Source organism: Deinococcus apachensis DSM 19763 (genome assembly GCF_000381345.1).
Classification (GTDB): domain Bacteria; phylum Deinococcota; class Deinococci; order Deinococcales; family Deinococcaceae; genus Deinococcus; species Deinococcus apachensis.
Map to the genome: position 1 here is coordinate 130,595 of NZ_KB906402.1, position 25,720 is coordinate 156,314.

General features: G+C 67.6%; 27 protein-coding genes. 3 read left to right on the forward strand and 24 right to left on the reverse strand.

Going from position 1 to position 25,720, the window contains the following annotated elements:
* Positions 1-3 precede the first annotated feature (3 nt).
* The 12 genes from F784_RS0110365 to F784_RS0110420 all read right to left on the reverse strand — a co-directional run bounded on the left by F784_RS0110365 (position 4) and on the right by F784_RS0110420 (position 12,806).
* Positions 4-765: an SDR family NAD(P)-dependent oxidoreductase gene (locus F784_RS0110365; RefSeq protein ID WP_019586662.1), complete on the reverse strand. Its 762-nt coding sequence runs from the start codon at positions 763-765 to the stop codon at positions 4-6.
* The gene (locus F784_RS0110370; protein WP_019586663.1) at positions 762-2,294 is read right to left on the reverse strand and encodes a carboxypeptidase M32; all 1,533 of its coding nucleotides are present in this window, start codon (positions 2,292-2,294) and stop codon (positions 762-764) included. The genes F784_RS0110365 and F784_RS0110370 overlap by 4 nt, the downstream gene beginning before the upstream one ends.
* On the reverse strand, positions 2,291-3,679 hold the full coding sequence (locus tag F784_RS0110375; protein ID WP_157465173.1) for a dipeptidase: 1,389 nt from the start codon (positions 3,677-3,679) through the stop codon (positions 2,291-2,293). Before F784_RS0110375 ends, F784_RS0110370 begins: the two co-directional genes overlap by 4 nt.
* Positions 3,676-4,440: an SDR family NAD(P)-dependent oxidoreductase gene (locus F784_RS0110380; RefSeq protein WP_019586665.1), complete on the reverse strand. Its 765-nt coding sequence runs from the start codon at positions 4,438-4,440 to the stop codon at positions 3,676-3,678. Before F784_RS0110380 ends, F784_RS0110375 begins: the two co-directional genes overlap by 4 nt.
* Positions 4,437-5,459, reverse strand: a complete 1,023-nt coding sequence (locus tag F784_RS0110385) for a ketopantoate reductase family protein (protein ID WP_019586666.1) — start codon at positions 5,457-5,459, stop codon at positions 4,437-4,439. Before F784_RS0110385 ends, F784_RS0110380 begins: the two co-directional genes overlap by 4 nt.
* Positions 5,456-6,202, reverse strand: coding sequence for a creatininase family protein (locus F784_RS0110390; RefSeq protein WP_051086965.1), 747 nt, complete (start codon positions 6,200-6,202; stop codon positions 5,456-5,458). Before F784_RS0110390 ends, F784_RS0110385 begins: the two co-directional genes overlap by 4 nt.
* Positions 6,192-7,235, reverse strand: coding sequence for a GntR family transcriptional regulator (locus tag F784_RS22880; protein WP_019586668.1), 1,044 nt, complete (start codon positions 7,233-7,235; stop codon positions 6,192-6,194). Before F784_RS22880 ends, F784_RS0110390 begins: the two co-directional genes overlap by 11 nt.
* The gene (locus tag F784_RS0110400) at positions 7,232-8,278 is read right to left on the reverse strand and encodes an ABC transporter ATP-binding protein (RefSeq protein WP_019586669.1); all 1,047 of its coding nucleotides are present in this window, start codon (positions 8,276-8,278) and stop codon (positions 7,232-7,234) included. Before F784_RS0110400 ends, F784_RS22880 begins: the two co-directional genes overlap by 4 nt.
* Positions 8,275-9,273, reverse strand: a complete 999-nt coding sequence (locus F784_RS0110405) for an ABC transporter ATP-binding protein (protein WP_019586670.1) — start codon at positions 9,271-9,273, stop codon at positions 8,275-8,277. The genes F784_RS0110400 and F784_RS0110405 overlap by 4 nt, the downstream gene beginning before the upstream one ends.
* Positions 9,270-10,133 (reverse strand): ABC transporter permease, encoded by an 864-nt coding sequence (locus tag F784_RS0110410; protein ID WP_019586671.1) that lies wholly within the window; start codon positions 10,131-10,133, stop codon positions 9,270-9,272. Before F784_RS0110410 ends, F784_RS0110405 begins: the two co-directional genes overlap by 4 nt.
* Positions 10,126-11,064 (reverse strand): ABC transporter permease, encoded by a 939-nt coding sequence (locus F784_RS0110415; RefSeq protein WP_019586672.1) that lies wholly within the window; start codon positions 11,062-11,064, stop codon positions 10,126-10,128. The genes F784_RS0110410 and F784_RS0110415 overlap by 8 nt, the downstream gene beginning before the upstream one ends.
* A 170-nt stretch (positions 11,065-11,234) precedes the next feature.
* Entirely contained in the window at positions 11,235-12,806 is a 1,572-nt protein-coding gene (locus F784_RS0110420) for an ABC transporter substrate-binding protein (protein ID WP_019586673.1), read from the reverse strand.
* 246 nt (positions 12,807-13,052) lie between these two features.
* Here F784_RS0110420 and F784_RS0110425 point away from each other — a divergent pair, with 246 nt between their 5' ends.
* Both F784_RS0110425 and F784_RS27570 read left to right on the forward strand, forming a co-directional pair.
* Entirely contained in the window at positions 13,053-14,642 is a 1,590-nt protein-coding gene (locus F784_RS0110425; RefSeq protein WP_019586674.1) for an ABC transporter substrate-binding protein, read from the forward strand.
* 284 nt (positions 14,643-14,926) lie between these two features.
* Complete coding sequence (locus F784_RS27570) at positions 14,927-15,055, forward strand: hypothetical protein (protein ID WP_019586676.1); 129 nt, start codon at positions 14,927-14,929, stop codon at positions 15,053-15,055.
* A gap of 918 nt (positions 15,056-15,973) precedes the next feature.
* On the opposite strand, the gene F784_RS0110440 is transcribed toward F784_RS27570, so the two are convergent.
* The 10 genes from F784_RS0110440 to F784_RS0110490 all read right to left on the reverse strand — a co-directional run bounded on the left by F784_RS0110440 (position 15,974) and on the right by F784_RS0110490 (position 23,468).
* The gene (locus F784_RS0110440; protein ID WP_019586677.1) at positions 15,974-16,204 is read right to left on the reverse strand and encodes a hypothetical protein; all 231 of its coding nucleotides are present in this window, start codon (positions 16,202-16,204) and stop codon (positions 15,974-15,976) included.
* A gap of 70 nt (positions 16,205-16,274) precedes the next feature.
* On the reverse strand, positions 16,275-16,523 hold the full coding sequence (locus F784_RS0110445) for a hypothetical protein (protein ID WP_019586678.1): 249 nt from the start codon (positions 16,521-16,523) through the stop codon (positions 16,275-16,277).
* A 62-nt stretch (positions 16,524-16,585) separates the two neighbouring features.
* Positions 16,586-17,236, reverse strand: coding sequence for a DUF998 domain-containing protein (locus F784_RS0110450; protein ID WP_019586679.1), 651 nt, complete (start codon positions 17,234-17,236; stop codon positions 16,586-16,588).
* A gap of 71 nt (positions 17,237-17,307) precedes the next feature.
* Positions 17,308-17,814: an SOS response-associated peptidase gene (locus tag F784_RS22885; RefSeq protein WP_245557819.1), complete on the reverse strand. Its 507-nt coding sequence runs from the start codon at positions 17,812-17,814 to the stop codon at positions 17,308-17,310.
* A gap of 28 nt (positions 17,815-17,842) precedes the next feature.
* A complete protein-coding gene (locus tag F784_RS24580; protein WP_019586681.1) occupies positions 17,843-20,626 on the reverse strand; it encodes a hypothetical protein in 2,784 nt (927 codons plus the stop codon).
* Positions 20,583-20,954, reverse strand: a complete 372-nt coding sequence (locus F784_RS0110465) for a hypothetical protein (protein WP_019586682.1) — start codon at positions 20,952-20,954, stop codon at positions 20,583-20,585. Before F784_RS0110465 ends, F784_RS24580 begins: the two co-directional genes overlap by 44 nt.
* Positions 20,955-21,089: 135 nt before the next feature.
* Positions 21,090-21,353 carry an HGGxSTG domain-containing protein gene (locus tag F784_RS22895; protein ID WP_019586684.1) on the reverse strand — a complete coding sequence of 88 codons (264 nt, stop codon included), beginning with the start codon at positions 21,351-21,353 and terminating at the stop codon, positions 21,090-21,092.
* A gap of 323 nt (positions 21,354-21,676) precedes the next feature.
* A complete protein-coding gene (locus F784_RS22900) occupies positions 21,677-21,916 on the reverse strand; it encodes a hypothetical protein (protein ID WP_019586685.1) in 240 nt (79 codons plus the stop codon).
* Positions 21,917-21,918: 2 nt separating this feature from the next.
* The gene (locus F784_RS0110485; RefSeq protein WP_019586686.1) at positions 21,919-23,082 is read right to left on the reverse strand and encodes a glutathionylspermidine synthase family protein; all 1,164 of its coding nucleotides are present in this window, start codon (positions 23,080-23,082) and stop codon (positions 21,919-21,921) included.
* A complete protein-coding gene (locus F784_RS0110490) occupies positions 23,082-23,468 on the reverse strand; it encodes a hypothetical protein (RefSeq protein WP_019586687.1) in 387 nt (128 codons plus the stop codon). The genes F784_RS0110485 and F784_RS0110490 overlap by 1 nt, the downstream gene beginning before the upstream one ends.
* Positions 23,469-23,805: 337 nt before the next feature.
* Here F784_RS0110490 and F784_RS0110495 point away from each other — a divergent pair, with 337 nt between their 5' ends.
* Positions 23,806-23,997, forward strand: a complete 192-nt coding sequence (locus tag F784_RS0110495; RefSeq protein WP_019586688.1) for a hypothetical protein — start codon at positions 23,806-23,808, stop codon at positions 23,995-23,997.
* Between the two features lie 295 nt (positions 23,998-24,292).
* On the opposite strand, the gene F784_RS22905 is transcribed toward F784_RS0110495, so the two are convergent.
* Entirely contained in the window at positions 24,293-24,511 is a 219-nt protein-coding gene (locus F784_RS22905) for a hypothetical protein (protein WP_019586689.1), read from the reverse strand.
* 126 nt (positions 24,512-24,637) lie between these two features.
* Positions 24,638-25,018 carry a hypothetical protein gene (locus tag F784_RS0110505; protein ID WP_157465174.1) on the reverse strand — a complete coding sequence of 127 codons (381 nt, stop codon included), beginning with the start codon at positions 25,016-25,018 and terminating at the stop codon, positions 24,638-24,640.
* Between the last annotated feature and the right edge of the window lie 702 nt (positions 25,019-25,720).

Below are 25,720 nucleotides of genomic sequence, written 5' to 3' on the forward strand. Positions count from 1 at the left end.
GGCTCATCCCTGGTCGAGGGGCCGGATCAGGATCTCGTTGACGTTGACGCGCACGGGTTGCGTGACCGCATACACCACGGCGGCGGCGATGTCCTCCGGCTCCAGCGGCGTCATCTGGGCGATGCGGCCCTCGTAGGTCGTCTTCGTCTCCTGGTGGGTGATGTGGTCGGTGAGTTCGGTGCGGACCACGCCGGGTTCGATCACCGTGACGCGGATGCCGTGCAGCCGCACCTCCTGGCGCAGCCCCTCGCTGAAGCCGCCCACCCCCCACTTCGTCGCGCTGTATCCCGCCGAGGTGGGACTCGCGCCGCGCCCCGACACCGAGGAGACGTTGACGATGTGGCCGCCGCCCCGCGCCCTCATGCTGGGAATGGCCGCGTGCGTGGCGTACATCAGGCCGAGCAGGTTGAGATTGATCATCCGCCGCCAGTCCTCGGTGTCGGCGTCGGCGACGGGGCCGAGGAGCATCAGTCCGGCGTTGTTCACGAGGATGTCCACCCCGCCGAAGGTCTGGGTGGCGTGCTGGATCATTCCCCGCGCCTGCCCCTCGTCGGCTGCGTCCCCGACGAAGACGGTTGCCTCACCGCCCGCGTCCCGAATTCGACCGGCGAGGGCTTCGAGCCGTTCCTGGCGCCGGGCATTCAGAACAACCTTGGCGCCCGCCTCGGCCAAAGCCAGCGCCGTCGCCTCGCCGATGCCGGACGACGCGCCGGTGACGACGGCGACCTTGCCCCGAATGCCTGCGTTGGTAGACGCTGCGCTCATGCCGTTTCTCCTTGAGGGGTGAGGTGGTAAAGCTCCGCGTACTTGCCGCGCAGGTAGGCGAGGTAGGGGGCGGGGTCGAGGCCCTGGCCCGTCGCGCGTTCCAGAAGCTCGGCCGGGCTGTAGGTTCGCCCGTGCCGGTAGACGTTCTCCGTCAGCCACTCGCGCAGGGGGGCATATTCGCCGCGCGCCAGGCTCTCCTCCAGCCCCGGCACGCCCTTCCGCGCCGCCGCATAGAACTGCGAGGCCATCACGTTCCCCACCGTGTACGTCGGGAAGGAGCCGAAGAGGCCCGCCGACCAGTGAATGTCCTGGAGGGCGCCGGAGGCGAAGTCGGGCGGGGTGACGCCCAGGTAGTCGTTCACCTTCGCGTTCCAGACCTCGGGGAGGTCGGCGACCCTCAGGCTGCCGTCCATCAAGGCCATCTCCAGCTCCACGCGCAGCATGATATGAAGGTCGTACGTGACTTCATCCGCCTCCACGCGAATCAGGGAGGGGCGCACCCGATTGACGGCCCGCCAGAACTCCTCGCCGGTCACGTCCGCGAGTTGTTCCGGGAAGACCTCTTGCAGACGCGGGAAGTGGTGTGCCCAGAACGCGCGGGAGCGGCCCACCCGGTTCTCCCACAGCCGCGACTGGCTCTCGTGGGTGCCGTAGCTCGTGCCGCCGACCGCGTACAGGCCCAGCAGGTCCGAGGCCAGCACCGTGCGGGTGAGCGCCGGATCGATATTTTGCTCGTACAACGCGTGCCCCGTCTCGTGCAGGGTGCCGAAGAGGGCGCCGGGCAGAAAATCGCGTCGGTAGCGGGTGGTGATCCGCACGTCCTGGCGGGTGAAGGAGATTTCGAAGGGGTGGGCGGAGGCGTCCAGCCGTCCCCGCGTCAGGTCGTAGCCGAACGCCTGGGCGATTTCGAGGGCGAAGGCGCGTTGCCGGTCCTCCGGGTAGTCGCGGGTCAGGAAGTCGGCGCGCGGCTCGGGAGCGGCGCGAATCTCGTTCAGGAGGGGGAGGAGTCCGGTCCGGAGCCCAGCGAACAACGTCTGCAACGTTCCCGCCGTCATCCCCGGCTCGTACTGGCGCACGAGGGCGTCGTAGGGATGCTCCTCGAACCCGATGGCGTCCGCGAGGCGGCGGTTCAGCGCCACCATCCGTTCGAGTTCGGGGGCGAAGGCGGCGAAGTCGTTCTCTCCTTTGGCCCGCGCCCACACCGCCTGCGCCCGGTTTTTCGCCTCGGCCAGCTCGCGCGTGAGCCCCTCGGGGACGCGGGAAAGGAGGTCCACCGCCTCACGGGCCTGCCGCACGGCGCGGGCCTCTCGGTCATTGAGGGTTGAGAGGTTCGCCTCGGCCTTCTCCAACGCCGTCAACAATGCCGGAGCGGTCAACCGTTCCTGGGCGATGGCACTGACGGTGGCGAGTTGATGCCCCCGCGTCTCGGTTCCGCCGGGCGGCATCTGCGTCCGGGCATCCCAGTTCAGCACGTTGATGACGCACAGCAGATCGTTGATCTGCGCGAGTTGGGTGTTCAGTTCGTTCATGCCGGTGTTGCCTCCCTCACCGCGAGTGCCTGCCACAGCAGCGCCCAGGCCCGCTGCCCCTCGTACAGGCGGGGAACGCGGAAGAACTCGTTGGGCGCGTGAATGTCCTCGTCGCCCACCGCGAAGGAGAAGAAGATCGTCTCCAGGCCGAGTTCGCGCTGGAACACCTCGCAGATGGGGATGGAGCCGCCCATGCCGACTTCGAGGGGCGGCTGGCCGTAGACCTGGGTGAGAACCTTGCGGGCGGCAAGCAGGGCGGGATGATTGTTGGGAATCCGGTACGCCCGGGCCCCGTGGTCGGAGGCTCGAACGTCGAGCGTCACACCGGGCGGGAGGTGCGTTTCCAGGTGGCGGACGACGGCCTGAGCGACCCGCTCCGGGTCCTGACTCGCCACGAGACGGCAGGTGATCTTGGCGTGCGCCTCGCTCGGCAACACCGTCTTGGTGCCCTCCCCGGTGTAGCCGCCCCACATCCCGTTGACCTCCAGTGTCGGGCGGGTCCATAGGCGTTCAAGTGTGGAGTAGTCGTCCTCGCCGACCAGTTCGGGGGCGCCGACTTCCGCGCGGTAAACGTCCTCGTCGAAGGGCAGGGCTCGGAGGCTCGCCCGCTCGCCCTCGCCCAACTCCTGGACATCGTCGTAAAAACCGTCTACCGCTACTCTGCCCTGCTCGTCATGCAATCCGGCGATGAGTGAGGCCAGGGCATGCAGCGGGTTTTGCACCGCGCCCCCGTGCCGCCCCGAGTGCAGGTCCTTGCTGGGGCCGCGCAGGGTGAATTCGAGTCCGGTGAGACCACGCGAACTCACGGTCAGCGTGGGCACGTCCGCCCGCCACATCCCCCCGTCGGCGGAGAGCACCACGTCCGCGCGCAGCCGCCCCGCGTGTTCCCGCACGAACGGCGCGAGGTTGGGGCTGCCGACCTCCTCCTCGCCCTCGAAGAGGAATTTGACGTTGAGGGGGAGCCTTCCCCGTGTTTGGAAGAAGGCCTCTGCCGCCTGAACCGGGATCAGCAGCGGCCCCTTGTCGTCCGACACCCCGCGCCCGTAGACCCGTTCCCCCCGCACCGTCGGCGTGAAGGGCCGGCTCTCCCAGCGGTCCAGGGGGTCGGGCGGCTGCACGTCGTAATGCCCGTAGACGAGGACGGTGGGTGCGTCCGGCGCACCGAGCCACTCGGCATAGACGACGGGATGGCCGGGCGTGTCGAGGACTTCGACCGTCAGGGGACCGGTGGCGCGCAGACGGTCGGCGAGCCAATCGGCCGCACGCCGCACCTCTCCCCTGCTCTCCGGGTCCGTGCTCACGCTGGGAATTGCGCCGAAGGTCAGAAGGTCTGCCAGGTTCGCGTCCTTCTTCCCGTCCAGATACGCCAGAACCTCCTCCATCATTTCCCCCCGTCCACGCTGAGGACCTGCCCGGTGATCCAGCCCGCGTACTCGGAGGCGAAGAAGAGGACGGCATGCGCGATGTCGTCGGGCGTCCCCAGTTTTTTCAGCGCGATCCCCTCCACCAACTTTCTCTGCCCCTCCTCGCCGTAGCTCTCCCACTGCCTTTCCGTCGTCGGGTTGCTCCGCACGAAGCCCGGCGCGACGTTGTTCACGGTGATGCCGAAGGGGCCGAGTTCGTGCGCGAGTTGCCGGGTCAGGCCGATCTGCGCGGCCTTGGCGCTCGCGTAGGCCTGAATGCCCGTGAGGCTCACGCCCAGCCCCGCCCCGCTGGAGATGTTGACGATGCGCCCGGAGCCCCGCGCCTTCATCAGCGGCGCGGCGGCCTGCGCGAAGTAGAAGGCGCCGTCCACGTTCACCCGGAAGATGGCGTGCCAGTCGTCCTCAGAAATTTCTTCCAGAGGTCGCCCCACCTGGCCCAGCACGCCGCCCGCGTTGTTCACGAGCACGTCCACCCGCTCTCCCCCACTCGCCTCCTGCACGAAGGCTTGGACGGTTTCGCAGTCGCTTACGTCCACCACGCGGACGTTGAGGGGCACGCTGCGTTCCAGCGCCTGCTGCTCCGTCATCGCCAGCCCGTCCCGGTTCAGGTCGCAGGCCCAGACGGTCGCGCCGCGCTCGGCGAAGGCGAGGGAGATCGCGCGCCCGAAGCCGTGGGCCGCCCCGGTGACGATCACCCGCTGCCCGTCGAAGCGGACGTTCACACCCGCACCGCCATCACGGCGCGCAGTTCATCCAGGTTGGCGGTGCCGAAGTCCCGCCGCCCCTCCTCCAGGTCATGCACCAGTTCGATCAGGCGCGCGGTGAGGGGGGTGGGCACGCCCCACTTCTCCCCGAAGGCGACGATGGGGCCGAGTTGCGCATCCGCTTCAGTGCGGCGCTTGCGAACGGCCAGGTCGCGCCAGATGCCGCTGTGGGTCTTGGCACTCTTCCGGTTGAAGGTGACCATGTCGTCGAGGGAACGCTGGGAGGTTTCCTCGGAGGCGCCGGGCAGGAAGGCCGTGGGGTCGAAGCCGTTGAAGCTCTCCAGCTTGATGCCCCCGGCGGTCGCCACCCGCAGCACCTCGCGGGCGATCTCGCTGTAGAGGGGGCGGTACTCGGGCCACGCGAGGGCGTCCGCGATGCCGTCGTTCGTGAGGGCGGTGGCGAAGAGTTGCGCCCCGTAGGCGAGCTTGCTCCACAGGTAGCCGAGGATATTGGGCGTGAGGACGGCGTTGGGCTCGAACTGGCGAAAGGCCGCGTACAACTCCTGTGCCCGCTCGCTCGCCCTGCCGTCCAGTTCCCCCAGCACGACCGCGCCCCGCCCCCCGTAGTGAATGACGCCCGGCGAGAGGTAGTCGGCGCCGAAGTTGACGAAGCTGCCGAGGACGCGTCCCGGGCCGAAGTGCTCCGCCAGCGTGAGGGGATTGAGGCCGTTCTGCACGGAAACCACGCAACCGTCCGGCGCCAGATGCGGCGCGAGGGCGAGCGCAGCCCCCTCGGTGTCCTGCGCCTTGGTGCAGAGCAGCACCCGGTCCCACTGGCCGCTGAGGCTTTCGGGCGTGGCGGCGGTGGCGGGCACGGTGAACTCAGTAATGGGTCCCTCGATCCGCAGGCCGCTCCTGTTCATCGCCGCCACGTGCTCCGCCGCGCGGTCCACGAAGGTCACGTCATGCCCCTCCCGCACGAGGTGCGCGCCGATGGTGCCGCCGATGGCCCCCGCGCCCCAGACCAGCAGCCTCATCGTTGCCCCCGGCCGAAACCGACGGGAGCGGCCGTCCGGTCCTCGCCCCAGCCACCCTCCAGCAACTCGCGCGTCTCCCCCACCGCCACGTCCCAGATCGCCCGCATGTCCTCGTCGGGGCGCTGGTAGCGTCCGCCGTAATTCCCTTCACCCAGGAAGTCGCGCAGTTCCCGGGGGGGCAGCAGGCGCAGGCGGTCGAGATCGGTCATGGGCTTTTCCTCGTCGGGCAGGTCCACACCTTCCAGCCGCGTCCAGGGGAAGTTCTCCATCCACGAGGCGTGGGAGGCGTTGGGGTCGGTGGCCTGCACCTTGGCCCACACCCGCGGCGCGTTCCACCAGTTGTGGAACTTCACGCGCGCCTCCGGGTGGTCGGCCATCCACTCGCCCACAAAGCCCTGCGCGGGCGAGTTGCCGCCGTGCCCGTTCACGATCAGGATGCGGCGGAAGCCCTGCTCGTAGAGGCCGTCCAGGATGTCCCGCACGACCGCGAGATAGGTCTGGACCCGCAATGTCACGCTTCCGGGGTACGCGCGGAAATACGGGGTGATCCCGTAGGGCAGCACTGGAAAGACAGGCACACCGAGCGGTTCGGCGGCCTCCTCCGCGAGCTTCGAGGGCAGGATGTTGTCCACGCACAGGCTGAGGTAGGCGTGCTGCTCGGTGCTGCCCAGGGGCAGGACGCAGCGGTCGTCGCGGGTCAGGTGCTCCTCGACCTGCATCCAGTTCATGTCCTCAATTCGCATGGGGGGTCCTTTCTTCAGGGGCACGGTCCTGGGAGGCCAGCCTCATCCGCCGCTCCTCGATCAGGGGGAGGAGGGTGCCCTCCACAGCGCGGGGGTCGGGGACGTGGCGGTACTCAAAGGCCTGGGTGCCGCTGGGGAGCTCGGCCACGACCCGCTCCGAGCCTGTGGCGTACACGATCACGTCGCTGCCGCGCAGCAGCTCGGGGAGCCCCGGGCTGTCCAGGGTGACGGCCTGAACGTGGTCGATGTGCGGGGCGAAGCGCGCCACCCCCGCCCGCATGGTGGGCAGGAAGTCCTCGAAGGTGACGACCAGGCCCAGCCGCATGAGGGGACTCAGGGCGGCGAGCGCCGTGCGGGTGAAATCGGCCGGGATGAACTGCACCGACACGACCGGGGGGCCGCTCAGCAGGTCGCGCACCTGGGCCTCGCGGTGGCCGAGGGTAATGACGAGGTCCATCTCCGAGACCCGCGCCGCCACCGCGTCGTCCAGCAGGTCCTGCACCGTGAGGGCCTCGATGCGGTCCCCCGGGGGCAGCTGCTTTCTCAGCTCGTCCACGTAAAAGCGGGTCGCCTCGGGGAAGATGCCGACGAAGGCGAGGCGCAACGGGCGCTCCGGGGAGCGGAGACGGCCCAGCCCGGTGCCCAGCGCCTGCGAGACCTCCTCGGGGGTGAAGCCCAGCCGCTCCGCCTCGGCGAGCAGCCGCTCGACCGCCCGGTGCAGCGCCGCGAGGTCGCGCTTTGGCGCCCCATCCACCCCGTCCGCGACGAAGGTGCCGCGTCCCGGATGGGTGGTGAGCAGGCCCTTTTGCCCCAGTTCCTTGTACACCCCAGCCACCGTCACGTGCGCCAGCCCGAGGTCCTGCGAGAGTTCGCGCACCGACGGCATCTGCGCCCCGCGCGGAATCTCCCCGCAGGCGACCCCGTACTCGATCTGCCCGCGCAGTTGCACCCCCACCGGCACCGCCAGCGAGCGGTCGATGCGGAAGGCGAAGCGCGGCGGGGCCGTGTCGGGAGGGGGGGCGGGCTCGCTCATGGGGCGGCCTGCCCGGGACGTGGATCGTACAGGTGACACGCGACGTATTGTCCGGGGTCGGTCTCCAGCAGCGCGGGCTTTTGGGTCACGCAGCGGTCGAAGGCGTGCGGGCAGCGCGTGCGGAAGGGGCAGCCGCTGGGCACGTTCAGCGGGCTGGGAATCTCCCCCTCCACGGCGGGCGCGTCCGTCCGGTGCGCGGGGTCGAGCCTGGGCGCGGCGGCGAGCAGGGCCTGGGTGTAGGGGTGCTTGGGACGCTCGAACACGTCGTCGGTGCCCGCCACCTCCACCACCGAGCCGAGGTACATCACCGCGACCCGGTGCGAGAGGTGGCGCACCAGCCGCAGGTCGTGCGCGACGAACAGCACCGTCAGGCCCAGCCGCTCCTGCAACTCCAGCAGCAGGTTCACGACCTGCGCCTGCACGCTCACGTCGAGGGCGGAGACGAGTTCGTCCGCCACGAGGCACTGGGGCTCCACGGCCAGCGCCCGGGCGATGCCGATGCGTTGCCGCTGCCCACCCGAGAACTCGTGGGGTAACCGGCTTTCTGCCTCCGCGGGCAGGCCGACGAGGTCGAGGAGTTCGCGGACCCGGGCGGGAATCTCGGCGGGAGGGCGCATCCTATGCACGCTCAGCGCCTCGCGCAGCGTCTGTCCCACCGTCATGCGCGGGTTGAGGGACGAGAAGGGATCCTGGAAGATCATCTGCACGCGGCGGTTGTAGGCGCGCAGCTCGGACCCGCGCAGCCCCAGCACGTCGCGTCCCTCGAAGGTGATGCTGCCCGCGTCGGCGGTATGCAGCCGCACCAGGCAGCGCGCGAGGGTGGACTTGCCGCAGCCCGACTCGCCCACCAGCCCCAGCGTCTCGCCGCGCCGCACGTCGAGGTTCACGTCGTTGAGGGCGCGCACGACCCGCCGGGGGACACCGCGCAGGCGGTCGAGCGGCGAGGAGGGCGCCGGGAAGAACTTGTTCAGCCCCTGCACGGTGAGGATGACCTCGCCGGGGGCATTCTGCTCGGCGGCGACCACGTTCTCGTAGGCCGTCATCCCCGCACCTCCGGTCTGGGCAGTTCGGCATGGTGGACACAGGCGCTGAAGCGTCCGGGGGCGACCTCCTCCAGGGGCGGCTCCCCGACCTGGCACTTCAGGGTCGCGTAGGCGCAGCGGGGCACGAAGGGGCAGGCGTCGCCGAGGGCGAGCAGGTTGGGCGGCGAGCCCGGGATGGGTTGCAGGGGCACCCGGCGGTCTCCCCCCTCCGGCAGCGAGCGCAGCAGGCCCAGGGTGTAGGCGTGCTTCGGGGCACGGAAGAGATCGAGGACGGGCGCCGTCTCCACCAGCGTGCCCGCGTACATCACGGCGACCCGGTCACAGGTCTGGGCGACCACCCCGAGGTCGTGGGTGACGAGGATCAGGCCCATGCCCAGTTCCTCGCGCAGCCGCAGGAGCAGCCGCAGAATCTGGTCCTGAATGGTCACGTCGAGCGCGGTCGTGGGCTCGTCCGCGAGGAGCACCTTCGGCTGGGAGGCGAGCGCGATGGCGATCATGGCCCGCTGGCGCATCCCGCCCGAGAACTGGTGGGGGTAGTCGCGCAGCCGGGCAGCGGGCGAGGGAATGCCGACGAGGCCCAGGAGTTCGGTCGCCCGGTCCCGCGCCGCCCGACCCGTCAATCGGGCGTGCTCGCGCAGGTTCTCGCCGATCTGCTCTCCTACCGTCAGGACGGGGTTGAGGGCGGTCATCGGTTCCTGAAAGATCATGCCGATCTGGCCGCCGCGCACCGAGCGCAATCGGGTGTCCGGCAGGGAGAGCAGATTCTGCCCGTTCCAGCGCACCTCCCCGCTGACCTGCGTGGGCGGGCGGTGCAGCCGCAGCAGGGCGCGCAGGGTCACGCTCTTGCCCGACCCGGACTCGCCGACCAGGCCCAGCACCTCGCCGGGCCGCAGGTCGAAACTCACGCCGCGCACGGCGTCGAGGGGACCGCGCGGGGTGGCGAAGCGCACGCGCAGGTCGCGCACGGAAAGGGTGGTATCGACCGCGACCGTCATGAGCGGGGCCTCAGGGCGTCCGCCAGGCCGTCGCCGATCAGGCTGAAGCCCACACCCGCCAGCGTCAGCGCGAGGCCGGGGAAGGTCGAGACCCACCACGCGCTCGCCATGAAGTTCTTGCCGTCCGCGACCATCACGCCCCACTCGGGGGTGGGGGGCTGCGCGCCCAGGCCCAGGTAGCCCAGCGACGCGCCGAGCAGGATGCCCAGGCTCATGTCGGTCATCAGGTACACGATGCTCGGCGTGACCGCGTTCGGCAGCAGGTGGCGCAGCAACCTGCGCGCCGGGCTGTAGCCCATCACCTGGGCGGCCTGGGCGTACTCGGCCCTCTTCTGCGCCAGTACTTCCCCGCGCACCAGCCGCCAGTACGTCACCCACCCCACCGCGCTCACCGCGAGGTAGAGGTTGAGGAGCCCCGGCCCGAGCACGGCCACGATGGCGATCACCAGCACCAGGAAGGGGAACACGACCACCAGGTCCGCCAGCCGCCCGAACACCGCGTCGAGCCACCCGCCCGTGAAGGCGGTCAGCGCGCCCATCAGGCTGCCGAACACGAAGGGGAAGAGGGTGGTGAAGAGGGCGATCTGGAGGTCGATGCGTGCCCCGTACACCACCCGCGAGTACACGTCGCGCCCGAAGTTGTCGGTGCCAAACACGTGCCCGGCGCTCGGCCCCTTGAGGATCGCGTTGTAGTCGAAGTCGGTGGGGCTGTGGGTGGCGACGAGCGCCGGGAACAGCGCCGCGAACAGCAGCACGCCGAGGATGACCAGCCCCGCGAGCAGGGTGGGCTTGGGCCGCGAGCGCCGCCGGGTACGGCTGGGAAGGGGCGCCGTGGCCGCCGCGTCCGCGCCCCTAAGCATGCTGCGCCCTCGGGTCGAGGCGGGCGTGGATGAGGTCGGTCAGCAGGAACACCAGGGAGACGATGACGGCGAACATCAGCGTCAGCCCCTGGATCACCGGGTAGTCGCGCCCGAAGATCGCGTCCACCATCAGGCGGCCGACACCGGGGATGGCAAAGACGGTTTCAGTGATCACCGCGCCGCCGATGAGCGCCCCGATGTTCAGGCCGAGCAGCGTGACGGTGGAGATCATCGCGTTCCGCAGGACGTGCCGCGTCATGATCACCCGGCTTCTCAGGCCCTTCGCCCGCGCGAAGTCCACGTATTCCGCCGTCAGCACCTCGATGATCGAGGCGCGCAGGGTCCGCATCAGGACCGCCGCGAGGTTGAAGCCCAGCGTCAGGGCGGGCAGGAAGAGGTAATAGAGGTGCTCGGCGAAGGTATCGCCGTACCCGCCGATGGGAAACCACCCCAGCCGCGCGCCCAGCAGGGTGAGCAGTTGCAGGGCGATGTAGAACACTGGCAGCGAGAGGCCGACCTGGAAGACGGCGCGAATCACGGCGTCCACCCAGGTGTTGCGCCGCACCGCGGCGAGCACCGCGAGCGGCACGGCGAGGAGCGCGCCCAGGACGGCGGCGTACAGCGTCAGAAACAGCGTGACGGGCAGCCGCTCGGCGATCAGCCGCAGCACCGGCACCTTGAGGCTGGTGCTGATCCCGAAGTCCCCCTGGAGCAGCCGCCCCACGAAGCGCGCGAACTGCACGGGCAGCGGCTGATCGAGGCCGAGTTCCCGCCGGGTGCGCTCGACGATCTCGGGGGTGGCGCGGTCTCCCAGGATGGCGCTCGCGGGGTCGCCGGGCAGCAGCCGCACGAGGGTGAACACCAGCACCGCCGCGAGGATCAGGGTGGGAATGATTTGCAGCAGGCGCGTGAGGACGTAGGTCCATCGCATAGGAACCTCTTGGAGCTTTGGTTCAGAAGTGAGCCCCTCTTCACCGAAGTGGTAGAGGCGAGGTTTTACTCCTCCCCCTTGACTTGCAAAGCTGCGAGGCAGAGGGGGGAGGCCGGGTGGGGGTGAACGGGCCTGACGTTCAAGAAAAACGGTTCGTCAAATCCTCGTCTTCACTTCTCCAGGGACGTGGCCGTGAAGATGTTGTTGCCCAGCGGAATCTGCACGAAGCCCCGCACGTTCTTGGCGAGCGCCACTGGGTACGGCGTCTCGTACAGGAAGACGATGGGGGAAGCCTTCATGTAGATGTCCTGAATACGGCGGTACTGCCCGGCGCGCTTGACGCGGCTGGTCTCCGACTGGCTCTGCGCGAAGAGCTTTTCCACCTCGGCGTTCTTGAAGCCGGTGTGCAGGCTCTCCACGTTCTCGTAGATGGCGAAGTAGCTGGTGATCTGGCTGGGATCGTTGATGTCGTTTGTCCAGCCCGCAGTCCGCATCTGGAAGTCGTTCTCGCGGTAGCGGGCGGTCTTGGTGGCCGCGTCGACCTGCTCGATCTTGAGTCTCACGCCCACCTGCCCCCACATCTGCTGGAGGGCCGTGAGGAGCGCGAGGTCGTTGGCGCTCCCCGAGGTGGCGAGGCAGCTCACCTCAAAGCCATTGCCGAAGCCCGCCGCCTGGAGGAGCTGCCGCGCCTTGTTCACGTCGTACGGGTAGCCCTGCTGCGCGGTGAAGAGCGGCGTGGTGGACGACATGAAGGAGCGCATGGGCTTGCCCGTGCCGTAGGTCACGACCTGGATGAGCGCGTCCTTGTTCGTCGCGTAGTTCAGCGCCTGCCGCACCCGCACGTCGGACAGGGGGTTGGCCGAGCCGTTCTTGAGCTTCGGCCGGTTGTTCATCGTGATGAAGTTGACCTGCGTGGATGGGAAGAGCTGCATGTTGATCTTGGGATTCGCCTTGAGTTCCGACACGCGCGAGAGCGGGATGAACTCGGCGCCCTGCAACTCGCCCGCCTGCAACTTGAGGATGCGGGTGTTGTCGTCGGGGATGATCTCGAAGCGCACGGCGTCGAGGTACGGCAGGGCCTTGCCGTCCTCGCCCTTCTGCCAGTAGTAGGGGTTGCGCTTGAGGACCATGGAGGAGCCGCGCTTCCACTCGCTCAGGACGAACGGCCCCGAGCCGATGGGCTTCTCCGCGAACGCCTTGGCCTTTTCGGCGTCGTTCTTGCCGGGGGCGGCGTTGAAGAGTTTCTGGGGCATGATCGCCGCGTTGAAGGTCGCCAGCGCGGCGGGCAGGGTGGGGTCGGGACTCTTAAGGTTCAGCACGACCGTGTTGCCCTGCGCGGTGATGGAGGTGATGGAGGCGAGCGAGCCGTTCCAGGCGCCGTTGTTGGGGTTGCGCGCCCGGTCGAGGGACCACTTCACGTCCTGCGCGGTGATGGGCGAGCCGTTGGCGAATTTGATGCCGGGCCGCAGGGTGAGGGTCATCGCCCGGCCGTTGGGGCTCACCACGTAGCGGCTGGCGAGGCCCGGCTTGACGCTCTTGCCGTCCGGGCTGGGTTGCAGCAGGGTGTCGTAAAGGTTGGTCAGAATCCAGATGTCGAGGTTCGCGTCGTTCAGGACCGGGTCGAGAAACAGCGAATCGGCGTAGCGGCCATAGACCATCGTGCCGCCGCGCGTTACGGCGAGCGAGGAGCCGAGCGTCAGGGCGGCACCGAGGGCGAGCGTCAGACGGGTGAATCGGTTCATGCCAACCTCCACAGAAAAGCCACGGGGAACAAGGGGGGACGAACACAGGCGGCAGCGGACTGCACAACGAATTCAAAGTGTTATGGTGAACTGTAACGGTCAGTCCGGCAGTGGTCAAGCACTCCGTCCCCTGTCTGGACGAGTTCCCGCTGACCGCGTGCCGAAACACCACGATGGACTTGCCCCGCCTTCAGTACACCTCCCCCGCCCGGCATAACACTTCGCGCCCTTCCCCGGAGGCAGTCCATGCGAAACCCCAAAGGCCGCGCCCTCGTCCTGCTCGCCACCTGCGTGCTTGCGTCCGCCAGTCTGAGCGCGCAAAATCCCGCCCCACAGCGCGGCGGGACCCTGGTGTACGGGCGCTACGCGGATTCGCTGCTGCTCGACCCGGTGTTCACGGACGCCAACCTCGATATCTGGATTCTGACGAATATCTACGACACGTTGATCCAGACGGGGCCGGGGGGCAAGGGGCTGCGGCCCGGCCTCGCGTCGAGCTACGGGTTCTCGAAGGACGGGAAGACCTTCACCCTGACCCTGCGCTCGGGCGTGACCTTCTCGGACGGCTCGCCCGTGACCGTCCAGGACGTGAAATTCTCGCTCGACCGGGCGCGTAAGCCGGACAACGGGGCGTGGAACTTCCTGCTGGGCTCCATCGCCAGCGTCACCACGAAGGGCAATCAGGTCATCCTGAACCTCAAGAACCCCGACCCCAGCCTGACGGCGGCGCTGGCGACCTTCAACTCGGCCATCGTGCCGCGCAAGCTGTTCGCCAATGCTCCGGGCAAGACGGACGCCGACAAGGCGAAGGCGGTGGGGGAAAAGCCCCTCGGCTCGGGCCCCTTTGTGCTCAGTGAGTGGAAACGCGGCTCGTCCATGGTCCTCAAGCGCAATCCGCGTTACTGGCAGAAGGGGGCGGACGGCAAGCCCCTCCCCTATCTCGACGCTGTCCGGTTTGAGATCATCCCCGACGACAACACCCGCATCCTCAAATTGCAGGCGGGCGAGCTGCAGGGCGCCGAGTTCATCCCCTTCTCGCGGGTGGCGGAACTCAAGGCGAATCCCAAGATCAACATGCAGCTGTTCCCCTCGACTCGCGTGAGCTTCGTGGTGCTGAACACGCGGCCCAAGCTCAAGGACGGGTCGGCCAATCCGCTCGCCAACCTGAGGCTGCGGCAGGCGCTGAACTACGCGACGGACAAGAAGGCGCTGATCTCGCTCGTCACCTTCGGGAACGGCAAGCCCATGCAGTCGTATCTGTCGAGCGCCACGCCGCTCTTCTCGCCGCAGAACACGTATTCCTTCGACCTGAACAAAGCCAAACAGCTCTTCGCGGCCTCGGGGGTGAAGGCGGGGTTGGCGCTCACCCTCCAGGTCGTGGCGGGGAACGCCGACCAGCTCGCGCTGGCGACGGCCCTTCAGCAGATGTGGGGACAGATCGGAGTTCAGCTCAGGATCGAGCAGTTGGAGAGCGCGACCGCCAACGGGCGGTACCAGGCGAACGACTTCCAGATGCAGATGAACTACTGGAACGACGACATCGCCGACCCGAATGAACTCACGGCCTACGCGGCGGTGTACAGCTCCGCCGAGTCCTTTCACACCGGCTTTCAGAGCAAGGAGGTGGACAGCCTCTTTGCCCAGAGTCAGCGCGAGATAGACCCGGCCAAGCGTGCCGCCCTCTACAAGCGGATTCAGAGCCTCTACGTGAACGCCGCCCCAATGGTCTTCCTGTACGAGCAGCCCTTCCCGGTGGCGCTGGCGAAGAATGTGCGCGGCTTCGTTCAGACACCGCTCGGCAACAACGTCTTCGTGAACACGTACCTGGCGCGATGAGGGGGGAAGACCTGACACCGGACCTCGTGCGGCAAGTCACGCGCCTGGCTGGGTTGGACTTGGCCCCTGAGCGTGCGGCGGACCTCGTACCGCTCCTTCAGTCCGTGCTGGAGGGGGACGCGCGGATCGCCAGACTCGACCTCGGTCCACTGAGCGCCCTGGGTCCACCCTGGACGGAGGGGTCACGTGAGTGAGGACACTGCAATTCATCCTCCCCAGCCGACCTCTTCCCCGTCTCGGTCCAGTGGGGTCGGCATACCGAGTTTCACGACGTGGCGGAGGCGTTGGGCCACCGCCTGGTGATCCTGTGGCAGATGCGGGCGGGCTTGCCTTTGGTGCGGGCTGCGGACGGCTCGGCGCTGGATGCACGGGAGCTGACGCGGGCGGCGCTGCTGGACTGGCGGACGTATTGAACAGCGGGGAGGGCTGGGGTGGACTCACGCCATGTCACTGCGGCCTCCTGGCAGCTTAAGTTCTGGAGGAACGCGTTCTCTGCTTCGTTACCCTCCGGAGTGTCTATAGTGCGGACATGCCACACAACTTAAAATGCGCGGGCCCTGCCCGCGGCATGAAGGCAGGAGGTTCATGACAACGACCAGGTATGCCGGTCGTGTTCGAGCCGCTCGTCCTCACCTGCTCGAGCTCCTTGCCACGCGGCCCACTTGGCATGCGGATGACCTGCGCGCCGCCTCCGAGCTTGAGGAACCAGTCCTCCAAGAACTGCTCTCCGACCTTCTGGGTGACGGCACCCTTCGTCAACGTTTTATCGATCCATCCAGGGCTGTGGCTACCGGGGCAACCTACAGTCTGAACACTTCCCTGGCGGCTCCCGCTCTCCCGCCCGTTCTGTCCCCCTTACAGCAGAAGGTCATGGCGTACGTCGTGGGTCGTAAGGTTACGCTGGGTGACATCGGTAGCGCCGTGAATTGTCCAAGAAGTGATCTGATTGAGGTTCTGGCGTTTCTGGAGAGCCATGACCTGGTGACCTGCAGGTATATCGGGCACCTGCCTATTTTTTCTCAGCGTTGAAGGCTGAGCTTGACTTCCCCGTGCTTTCGCACGTTTTCTCGTGTGGAACGGGAAGAACTACTTTCTTCAACTTTTCACGTCTGGGTTGATCAAAATCGTGTCACCCAACATGACGTCGTGACCTGGTGAGCACACTCAAGGGGCCTGGCGCCTCAGCATGTGGAGTTCCTACTGGCTCGCCCCCATGAACGCCACGTTGAAGCCAGTACGCCGCGTCATCAGGGTCGGAAGTCAGTCACGAGGACAGAAGGTAAACGAAAGTGGCCCCCTTCCTGACGATGAAGCGCCTCCCCTGGCCCACCTTAGGGGTACAGATCGAACCCACTGGCGTTGAGCAGCTGCTCGAGGCGCTGCTTGGCCAATTGCATCTCCGCCGTGGTGGGCGCCTCGAAGTACACCTTGGTGGGACGACCCGGGCGGCTGCGGGCCAGGTTCCAGGTGACTTCCGAAGGCACTTCGTCGAATTGTCGGAGCGCCGCCTTGATGGCCTTTTCGGGAATACCGGCATGAATCGCCATGTCGTCTTTGATCACGCCCCACCGTAGCAAGAAAGGTTCAGCGCAAAAGGCTTCAGAGGATGGATGGTGCCCCTGAGGAATGGTCCTATCCTGTCCCCACGAACTCCCCGTCGAGCCAGTAGGCCGCGTCCTCCCCGTCGCCGCCCTGCCATGCCAGCCGCTCCTGCCACAGGTGCAGGGCCTCGGCGCGCGCCTCCCCGTGGCAGCCCAGGTAGTCGGCCAAGACATTGCGTTCGGCGGGCGCAAGCCCGGAGGAAGGGCCGCCCCGGTCTTCCTGATAGGCGTCGTCGAGCAGGTCCACGAGTTCGGCGGGAGTGAGATCGGCGGGGCGCATGGGGGGAGGGTAGCGTGCCCTCCGCTGACCATCAGGCGTTGACCTCCTGGGCAGCAGCACCCTCAGGTCGCGTGTTCACCGCCCGGCTTGCTGTGCCGACCATGTGACCGGACTGGGAAGCGACGCAGCGCGACGGCAAGGACGGCCACCGGGACGAAGGTGGTGACAGCCAGCAGCCGCTGCATCAACCCGGGATACGTCTGCGTTGGGCCGGGGTACAACCCGGTGAACATTGCGAAGAGCACCAGGTAGCCCGCGAGGTTGATCAGCAGGTACACCCGAACCCCACGTGAGAGCAGCCTCCACGTGGCGAGGGGGAGCAGCACCGGGAGGATGAGCGAGGCGACGGTGAATGGATTGCGGCCATGCAGGGGGTCCGGCAGAGGGTGCAGCCAGGCCCAGAAGTTCATCGCGCCTGTCAAGGCCAGGGCGAGCGTGACCAACGCCACCAGCACCACCGGGACCCGGCGGGACAACTGCAGCGCGAACCAGGCGGCGGTCACGATGGTCACCAGGGCGCCGAGCAGGGCTCCCGTGTTGGCGATGCCGGGCACGTTGGAGTGGTCTGAGCCCAGGTCACTCGCGGTCGTTCGAAGGAAATCAAAGCCTGGGAAGGAGGGGGCGGCGAGCACCTGTGAGCCGAAGTACAGGACGGGAACCAGGAGCCCGGCCACCCACAGGAGGGGCAGCGGACGGACATGGGCTGCTGTCATGGTCGACTGTAACATGCCCTGCTCGCCTTACTGGACGCGTATTGACCGTCCGTGGGACACCAGGGCCCTGCTCAGGAGCGCGCTGATCCGGGCGGCGAGGATACCGAAACGCTGAGGATGCGTGGTGGACAGCTCTCCAGCGCCGCGGTGCGGGCCGCACCCGGATGGCCTCCCAGCCGGGCGTCGAGATCCCGGTTCAGCAGCAGGGCGGGCATGCGGTCATGCACCTCGGCCAGGTCCGGTGTCGGGGGGCGGGTCACGATGGTGCAGGACTCCAGCGCCCCCTGCAATGTTTCGAGCTGATTCCACAGCCCAGCGACGAGCAACGGCAGCCCGTCCCGTCGGGCGATCCGCACGCGCGTCTTCACGCCATCCCGCATCGGCCATTCCCAGAACCCGGCGAGGGGGATGACGCAGCGCCGGGTTCTGAACGCGTCTCGAAACATGGGCTTGTCCTCGACGCTCTCGATGCGGGCGTTGAATGTGGCGTACCGCCTGGCCTGCTTCAGACTCATGCCGCTCGGCACCAGACCCCAGCGGCCGGAGGAGGCCTCATAGCCTTCTTGGTGGCGCCGCACGAACCGCAAGGGGTCGGTGGGCCGGATCTCAGATGCGGGTGATGTACACGGTGTACAGCCGCCCGGGCCAGCGGCGGGCGAGTTCAGTCCGTCCCAGGCGGTCGAGGTAGCTGCGGACGGTGGCCTGTCGCAGTTGCCCGAGGCGCACGGCGGGGAGGCTCATGTTGTCGGCGGCCGTGCGGGTGACCTCGCCGCCCTCCCCCAGCCAGTGTTCGGGCAGACCGCCCAGACACAGGCCGACGAGGCGCAGGAACACGCCCATGTCCTCCTTCGCGTCGGACGCGCCGCTCGCGGGCTTCGGGAACTCCAGCTTCTCGGTCACCCCGTCGTAGCGGTTGCCCTCCTTGTCCACGTGGCCGGGCTTCGTGATGAGGGGGATGACCGCGCCCTTGGAGGGGATGAACCGGAAGGCGGCGGCCTTCGCGCGCCACTTCGCCTCCCCGCCGTCCGGCTCACTGGGGTTGAGCATCGCGGTGTAGATGCCGATGATGCGCTGCTGCACCTCGTGGATGTTCAGGCGGTGGTTGGCGAGCTGAATGTACGCCATCGCCGCGTCCACCGCGCCGGATGCGAAAGGCAACCCCCGGGGGTCGTTCCAGAGGGCGCCCTCGGCCGTCCACACGAACTGCCCGCGCTCCCAGGTGCGTTCCCGCACGCCCTGGCGCAGGTAGAGGGCGGTCACCATGTCGGCGGCCGTGGTGCCCAGGGCGGTGTCGGACTCCACGCGCACTCCGGATTCCAGGTCGAGGAAGGCGATGCGGGCGGGGGCGTCCGGGCCGGGGTTGGCGTCACCCTGCGGGAACACCGTGGCGTTCTCGCCGTCGAGGAAGACCTCGGTAAGCCAGCGCTCGCTCATCAGCGTGCCGAGGTTGTTCGCCTGCCAGAACTCCTCCAGGCCGAGGCGGGCAGTCTTGTCCTGCACCTCGCCGTACGTGAAGGCGTCCCCGATCAGGAAGGAGGTGGCGATGCGGAGGGCGGCCTGAAAGAGCGGGTTGAGGAAGTACATGCTGGGGCAGCGCAGCCGTTCGGCGTCCCGGTTCATCCCGTAGCGCCCGGTGCGGAGGGGTCGCCCGGCCCCGTCAGCGTACGTCCAGCCGCCGCGCAGGCCGGGGGCGGTGCTCCCGGTGGCGTCGAGAATGGTGGGGTTGGCGGGGAGGGAGGCGCCGCGGAGCTGGGCGGTGGCGGGGGTACTGTCCTCGCGGGGACTGCTGACCGGTTGCCCGTCAGGGCCAAGAATATAGGTCGTTGTACTCATCCCCTTCCGCGTTCGGGCCGGACTGCACCGTGAGGCTGGCCGCAGCCTCCGCTGCACGGTCCTGGCGGTCCTGGACGGGCGGGTCATAAATGCCCAGCCGAGGGCGTCCCAGCGGTCGCTGGACCTCCCGAGATGCTTCTTGATGTCTTCCTTGCGCTCGACCTTCGCGCGGCCCTGCGTGTCGAAGGAGTACTTCACGGCGACGGCCTCGCCTTCCATCTTCCCGTCCGGGGGGAGCTGCCCGCCCTCCTTGAGCCAGTCGCGGGAGGCGAACCAGATCTGCGCGCGGAGGTTGCTGTACCCCTCGGTGGTGGCGGGCACGCCGACGGTGACGGGAATGACGACGATGCCCAGGGCCGCCGCGCGCTCGCTGTGCCGGAGGTGGTCGGTGACGCCGCCACCGTTGCCAGTGTCATCGATCTTGACGTGGACAGGGCCCTCGGAGACGGGGTAGTCGAGCGTTTCCCGTAGTTCCTGCACGAGGTCCATGACGTGTCCGGCCACCTCGACGTTGTCCTGCTTCGCGTGAACGCGGGGCGGCAGCGCCCGCTTGCGTGCCCGGAGGATGGGCTGCAAGACCGTGCTGTCATCCCCGAAACGGGCGACGTCCACACCCAGGTCGAAGGCCCCGGTGATGGGCGCGTCGTCCGCGTCGTACCGCAGCCGGGCAGCCTCCACCAGGGTGAGACCGATGACGGTGTTCTCGGACTGCGTCGGGAAGTTGCCCCGGACACGCACCTGATAGAGCGGGGAGTCCTCCCCCCACTCCTGGCGTTTCTCCATCACCCAGTCCCGCGTGGCGAGGCCGGGAATCAGGATCTCGCCGGAGATGACGTTCGGCGTGTCCTCGGAGGAGATGTGGATGGTCTCCCGGAGGTGGCGCTTGGTGGTGAACGCGTCGTAGAAGGTGCCGCTGACCTGGGTGGGGTTGCTGATGAGGAAGAGACTGGCGCCGCTCGCCATGTTCCCCTCGATGGCTTCGAACAGCGCTTCATCCACGCCGGACGCCTCGTCAATGATGAACAGCAGGTCCACGCCGGACACCCCGGCGATCTTTTCCGGTTCGTTCGTGGCGAACCCGAGGACCTCGCTGTCCCGGTAGTGGAAGCCGGTGCCGGGGTCCACTAAGAGGTCGCCGGGAAGCCAGGCGGCGCGGCGGCGGGCCGTGAGTTCCTTCCAGATGATGATCTTTACCTGGCGGGCGGTGGGCGCGCTCAGGACGGTGCGGCTGCCCTCCTGGCACAGGCAGCGCCACAGGGCGATCACAGCCGCCGTGGTGGACTTTGAGACCTTGTGACCCGAGCGGACGGCGACCTTGCGCTTGTCCCGGACGGCCAGGAGGATGTGCTCCATCGCGGCCCAGACCGTCAGGCCGAGCACGTCCCGGGCGAAGCCGACTGGGTCATCCCGGTACCGGGCGAAGGGGTTCTCGTCGGCCCGGGGCGAGGGCTTGGGGGCGGTCTCGGTCAGGCCGCGCTCCAGGCCCCGGAGGAGCGGGGACGCCAGAATGGGCTCAGTAGCGAACGGTGGCCCAGTGTCTTGTAAGAGCGCGTCCAAGTTCACGACGCAGGGCCGCTGGCTCGAAGGTCTGGAGGACTGCGTCGTCGGGGATCACCTCCTTCAGGGCGAGCTCGGCCTTGAAGCCGAGCTCGCTCAGCACGCGGTCCATGTCCGCGAGGCTGATGCTGCGCTCGCCCTCCCGCTTCTGGATGCGCTCGACCATCCCGCCGATCTTGTCGAGCAGGCCGACGGCGCTGGCGAGGTCGGGGAGCTGGCGCGGCTTGTTCTCGAAAGCCTCGGGGATGGGGTGGGGGGCGGGGGCGGCCCCTCTCCGGCTCGCTGTGGCCCTGCTGGACCGCTTCCAGGTAGGTCGCCAGCCGCTCACGTCAGAGCTTGACCTCCTCCTGGTAGCTGCGGGTGTGGCTGGCGTGCCAGGCAATGATGGCGTCGGTGAGGTGGCTGTGGCGCTCCACGTAGTCCTGCAGGAGGGCGCGCATCAGGGCGAGGTCGTGGAGCAGGTTCAGGGGTCCGGGTCCGCCTGCTGCTGCGCGATGGCTTGCTTCAGGGTGGGGGAAGCGTTGACGGCCGCGTAGCGGGCGCTGGGCTTCTGGCCGACGCCGCCGTGGAGCTTGCAGCGGCCCTCCCCGGGGTGATTGTTGCCCCAACCTGCCGGGCGGTTGCAGGGTTTGCCGCTGCGGTTCTCGGCGCCGCAGGTCGGGAGCTTGGCGCCCTCGGCGCGGGTGGTGGGTTTCTGGCCGGGCTTGCGGCGGGGTGTCCCGGTCATGGGGTAGCCCGCGACGTGTCCCTGTCATGGGGTAGATGAGGCATGTCGCGGCTCACTTCCTTGGAACGTTTTAAGGATGGATGAATCAGTCATCGTTGCAGAAGCCCTGGAGGAAGGGCGCAAGTCCGCAGCCGAGTACGCCGAGAAAGGTAATGCCCTGAATTGGGTTGTGCAAATGGGTTTGGGACGAGCGGTTGACGTGTTCAACCACGCAGATCCCTGGACTGAGAAGTACCAGAGTGAGTTGGCGACACTCGAAGAGGAACCACGAGCCACCTGCAGGCATCTCCCCGAGAAGGGCAACTTGAAGCCATAGCTCTATTTCAAGTCTTCCCCTGGATGTTTGTCGCCACGAAAAAAGCCCCACGCTCGGTCATCTCGCCCTGGTCGTTGAGGCGGGTGACTTCTTCTTTCTCCATGCCGCATCGGGCCATCACCCGTTCGACCGTTAGGCCCTCCTCGTCGATCAGGCGGCGCATGATAGTCACCATGGGCAGGACGCCGTGCTCGCCCCTGGCCCAGTTGTGCCGGATGGTGCTGAGCCTCTGGTCTCGGGGCAGCACAGTTACGGCATCACGACGTGGGGCACGAAGGTCGCCCGGTTGTCGGTCACCCGGCCCCGCCCCTCACGGATGCCCAGCCCGCATACCTCGTCCCCCGCCACCCACACACCGAGCACGGGATAACGCGGCGTGCCGTCCTCTCCCCCGAACTCGGGCAGAGGCGTGTACGCCTGCTCGACGAAGAGCAGGTCCCCATAGGCACCGGGCGTCGGCTCTTCCCCGGGCAGGGTGACGTTCTGCCCCTCGCGGGAGTACAACGGCTTGCGGACCACGTTCCCCCCCAGGGCGCCGGGCGCGAGCGCGGCGGGCAGCAGCAGGGGATGGTCCGGTTCACGCTGGTGCAGCCACGCCAGCAGGCCCTTGCTGCCGGTCACCACCTTCCACAGCGGCTCGATGAAGCGGGTCTCGGTGGAGGCAAGGAAGGCCGCGTCCCGGCTTTCCCAGGCAAACTCAAATGGCCACAGCCACATCAGGTTCCGGATGCGCAGCCCCAGCAGGTCCACCAAGTGATTCACCTCGGGGCTCGTCCCCACCTCGTCGGCGGTGAGATAGGACCCGCTCACCCCGGCCTGCTGGGCGAGGTCACGCAGGTAGGTCACCGTGGCGATGTCCTCGTCCACCGGTGCGGAGGAGAAGTGCGCGCTGGTGACGCCGCGCTCTCGGGCGAGGTGCGCCCACTGCTCCCCCAGCCCCTCGTGGATGGTGTTCCATTGGGACGTGCCTGGAGGAAGCTGGCCCGCGGCGAGGCGGTCCTCCAGCCAGTGCCATTGGCTGACCGCGGCCTCGATCAGCGAGGTGGGCGTCTGGGCGTTCACCTCCAGCAGCCGGACGCGGCCCGCAGGGTCGTAGGCGAGGTCGAGCCGCATGTACAGGGTGGGGTCGTCCCGGTCCCAGGACTCGCGCACCGCCTGGTGGAGGTAGGTGGGGATACCCAGCTCCTCCAGCCGTCCCCAGGCGATGGCGGACCCGGTGGCGTCCAGCACCAACCGCGTGAGCTCCTGCGCGTCGGCCCGAATGGTCTCGATCTCCCCCGGCGTGAAGGCATAGCAGGCCTCCTCACCCCAGTAGGGGACGGGGTGCTCGGGGGTCGGGGCGTACCAGGTGAAACCAACGTCTTCGAGACGCCCTTCCCAGTTCGGCCGGGGTGGAAACGTGAGGCGCCGCATCAGCCGCCGACGCTCCCGCTCGCCCGGCTGCTGGTGGTGAAGCCGCCGCGGCTGATTGAGGGGGCCTTGAAGGTGGAATACCCGCTCTTGCTGGAGGTCAGGCCGGTGGTCGCCACGCCGCCGGTGGGGGTGTAGCCCACGTAGCGAGTCGTGCCGCCCGCGTTGTAGATGTACGGCCCGAAGTAGAAGAAGCCGCCGCCTGTCCGGGTGGTCTTCTGGCAGGGGTTTTGCAGGCCCTGGCGGATCTGCTCGCGGTAGGCGGCCTGACACTGGGCGTAGGAGTTGTAGGACGTGCGGCTGTACCGGCTCAGGTCCTGGTCGTTTCCGCAGGCGGCCAGTAGAGCGGGGAGCGCGGCGAGGAGCGGGAGGTGGATGACCTTGCTCATGGTGAATTTTGATACGGGGGAAGCGGGAGGGGCGTTGCATGAGTAAACGCCCGCCCAAGGAGGTCGGCATCCTGGGAGGGGATGGGGCACCTTTCTTGACAGGTATGGGGCGCCTCGTCAGGGTCCTTACGCGGGAAGAACCAAGGACTCTGGACTCGTCGGGCCCGTCGGCGTAAAAAACCTCGCCGACGCGGGATGCTCCTTGATGTGGCGCGAGGTGCAATGTGGGGTGCGAGGGCGGCAGCAAAAAGCCCCACCGCTGGAGTGGGGCGGTGGGTTGTTTCGTTTCGGGCTACAGCGTACGGTCACCTCCTCAAGGGTGGAAGTACGGTGGGGCATGCACGCCAGGCATCGGGGGCGAGCCATTACGATCGAGCGGACAAACCATCCGGGCATCTATGGAGTGTGGCGGAGCACCACGGTCCGGGTGGACCGGCAGATCGTCTTCGTGCCGGACGCGGATCGCCTGCCGGACGAGGACTTGCTGGACGTGGTGCGGGGGATGTTGGATCGCCGCGAGATCTGGTGAGGGCGACCGGTGTGTCCTCGGACTCGTGCCTACCGCCTCCCTACCGCAAAAGCCCCACGCCGAGTGGGGCTGCCCGCCGCCTTCACCCGAGCGGCTCTGAGTTGTGGGTTATGCCCAAAGTACGAGGTCCTCATGAGGAGCTCGTGCAAGTGCGTCCTTCCAGTTCTGCCCTGGATTCTGCCCATCCGCTGTGGGATGGCGTGCCTCTTGGGGCGCCGCTCGGTGGGGCTCGTGCCCAGTTCCTCGGCGGTCTTGGCGTGTGGAGCGTCGAGCTGGGTCACGGTCTCTCACCTCCTCATGGCAGGGTCTCCCAACTGTGGAAGCTGATGTGGCTGATGCTGCGCCAGGGAATCTCGTAGTGGGCGTCATCCACGGTCGTCTCGTAGGGCGTGACGGGCAGGACGGCCTGATTTAACGTGCGGGAGATGCGCTGCTTCTGCTGGAGCGTCATCTCCTGGGTGATGGTGACTCCGTTGTTCAGGTGCAGAGTTACGAGGAGGGGCATGGAGGTCATCCAGCCCATCATCCCTGAGCAGCCCCTACTCCCGCAAATCACCGCTCCAAGCAGGGGCATGGACGGGGGTTGTCGGTGTGCAACCAAAAACCCCGTCCGGAGACGGGAGCTGTGTCGAGCAGCGTCTTACCGGGTCCGGGTTAGGGTGCAGGTGGGCAACCCCTCCGTCTTCCCGTCTTCGATGTAGGTGTTGAAATATTCAGGCGTCTTTTCCTTGTCCACGGTCCTGGCGTACACGCCAGCCAGCGGCTGCCCAATCGCCACGGCGCCCGGCGTCCTCACCACGCACACCTCGCTGACATCCGTGGTCCCGTCCCTGACCAGCCGCAGCGCGAAGATGAATTCGGGATCGGAGTCCAGCGGGTCGAAGACAAAGCTGTCGCCGACGACCTTCCCACCCTCCCGGGTGATGGTCGGTTCATAAAACACCCCGTCCCGCTTCACGCTGCTGCGGGTACCCACCGTCATCGTCCTGGGAGTGCCCACGTTGGCGCCTTGGAGCGTCATGACCCAAATTTGTCCCTGGGCAAAGATCGGATCATTGATGGGGGGCGTGGTAGCAGCCGGGGCGCATCCCACTACCATGCCCACCACGGCGAGGGCGAGGAGACGCAGAACTACTTTGGAAGCACAGAATATTTTCATGCGGCGCTCAGCTTAGCGGGGTGGTCAAGCTTGCGTGGCGAATTTCTGCACGAGGAGTAGAGGCTTACCGAACCCGCAGTGGTTGTCGCGTTTGGGATCACCAGCTTCCTCCCAGCCCAGCGGGTGATAGAGCATTCGCACGCACGTGTGCCCCCATGCCTATGCACCTGCTCCAGGTTGCTGATAGGAGGTTGGGGCCGTCGGTTTGCGTGGGTACGGCCACCTCCCCGGGGGTAGGGTGGGGAATGGACGCGAACAGGGTCGCTTTCGCAACAGCCGAACACCTTTTCAGGCTCTACGTGATGATGTTCTCTGGCATGGAAGTGAAAGAAGAGGCAGTTACGTCAGCAGGTGCCGCAGTTGAAAGCTATTTGGTCAACTGCGGCATGTCCCATGAGGAAGCTGTGCGTTTGAGGGACGAGATTATGCTCTCCTTCCCGTCCTGATCACCGGCACGGGCTCCCCTGGGGGCGGGCATGTCTGCCAGCACTCGCGCGTCAGCCTCAGCTCGTGCGGGTAGAACCTCCCTTTGGGCAACCGTGGCCGGGCGACGGGTCCGGCACG

Coding starts and splice junctions, on each gene's coding strand:
- F784_RS22905 (WP_019586689.1), bottom strand. CDS start 24,511: ATGACCTCCATGCCCCTCCTCGTAACTCTGCACCTGAACAACGGAGTC.
- F784_RS0110485 (WP_019586686.1), bottom strand. CDS start 23,082: ATGCGGCGCCTCACGTTTCCACCCCGGCCGAACTGGGAAGGGCGTCTC.
- F784_RS0110420 (WP_019586673.1), bottom strand. CDS start 12,806: ATGAACCGATTCACCCGTCTGACGCTCGCCCTCGGTGCCGCCCTGACG.
- F784_RS0110365 (WP_019586662.1), bottom strand. CDS start 765: ATGAGCGCAGCGTCTACCAACGCAGGCATTCGGGGCAAGGTCGCCGTC.
- F784_RS0110445 (WP_019586678.1), bottom strand. CDS start 16,523: ATGCGCCCCGCCGATCTCACTCCCGCCGAACTCGTGGACCTGCTCGAC.
- F784_RS0110425 (WP_019586674.1), top strand. CDS start 13,053: ATGCGAAACCCCAAAGGCCGCGCCCTCGTCCTGCTCGCCACCTGCGTG.
- F784_RS0110400 (WP_019586669.1), bottom strand. CDS start 8,278: ATGACGGCCTACGAGAACGTGGTCGCCGCCGAGCAGAATGCCCCCGGC.
- F784_RS22895 (WP_019586684.1), bottom strand. CDS start 21,353: ATGACCGGGACACCCCGCCGCAAGCCCGGCCAGAAACCCACCACCCGC.
- F784_RS0110405 (WP_019586670.1), bottom strand. CDS start 9,273: ATGACGGTCGCGGTCGATACCACCCTTTCCGTGCGCGACCTGCGCGTG.
- F784_RS0110370 (WP_019586663.1), bottom strand. CDS start 2,294: ATGAACGAACTGAACACCCAACTCGCGCAGATCAACGATCTGCTGTGC.
- F784_RS0110490 (WP_019586687.1), bottom strand. CDS start 23,468: ATGAGCAAGGTCATCCACCTCCCGCTCCTCGCCGCGCTCCCCGCTCTA.
- F784_RS0110450 (WP_019586679.1), bottom strand. CDS start 17,236: ATGACAGCAGCCCATGTCCGTCCGCTGCCCCTCCTGTGGGTGGCCGGG.
- F784_RS0110410 (WP_019586671.1), bottom strand. CDS start 10,133: ATGCTTAGGGGCGCGGACGCGGCGGCCACGGCGCCCCTTCCCAGCCGT.
- F784_RS0110390 (WP_051086965.1), bottom strand. CDS start 6,202: ATGCGAATTGAGGACATGAACTGGATGCAGGTCGAGGAGCACCTGACC.
- F784_RS0110495 (WP_019586688.1), top strand. CDS start 23,806: ATGCACGCCAGGCATCGGGGGCGAGCCATTACGATCGAGCGGACAAAC.
- F784_RS0110375 (WP_157465173.1), bottom strand. CDS start 3,679: ATGATGGAGGAGGTTCTGGCGTATCTGGACGGGAAGAAGGACGCGAAC.
- F784_RS0110415 (WP_019586672.1), bottom strand. CDS start 11,064: ATGCGATGGACCTACGTCCTCACGCGCCTGCTGCAAATCATTCCCACC.
- F784_RS22880 (WP_019586668.1), bottom strand. CDS start 7,235: ATGAGCGAGCCCGCCCCCCCTCCCGACACGGCCCCGCCGCGCTTCGCC.
- F784_RS0110385 (WP_019586666.1), bottom strand. CDS start 5,459: ATGAGGCTGCTGGTCTGGGGCGCGGGGGCCATCGGCGGCACCATCGGC.
- F784_RS0110505 (WP_157465174.1), bottom strand. CDS start 25,018: ATGACGCTCCAAGGCGCCAACGTGGGCACTCCCAGGACGATGACGGTG.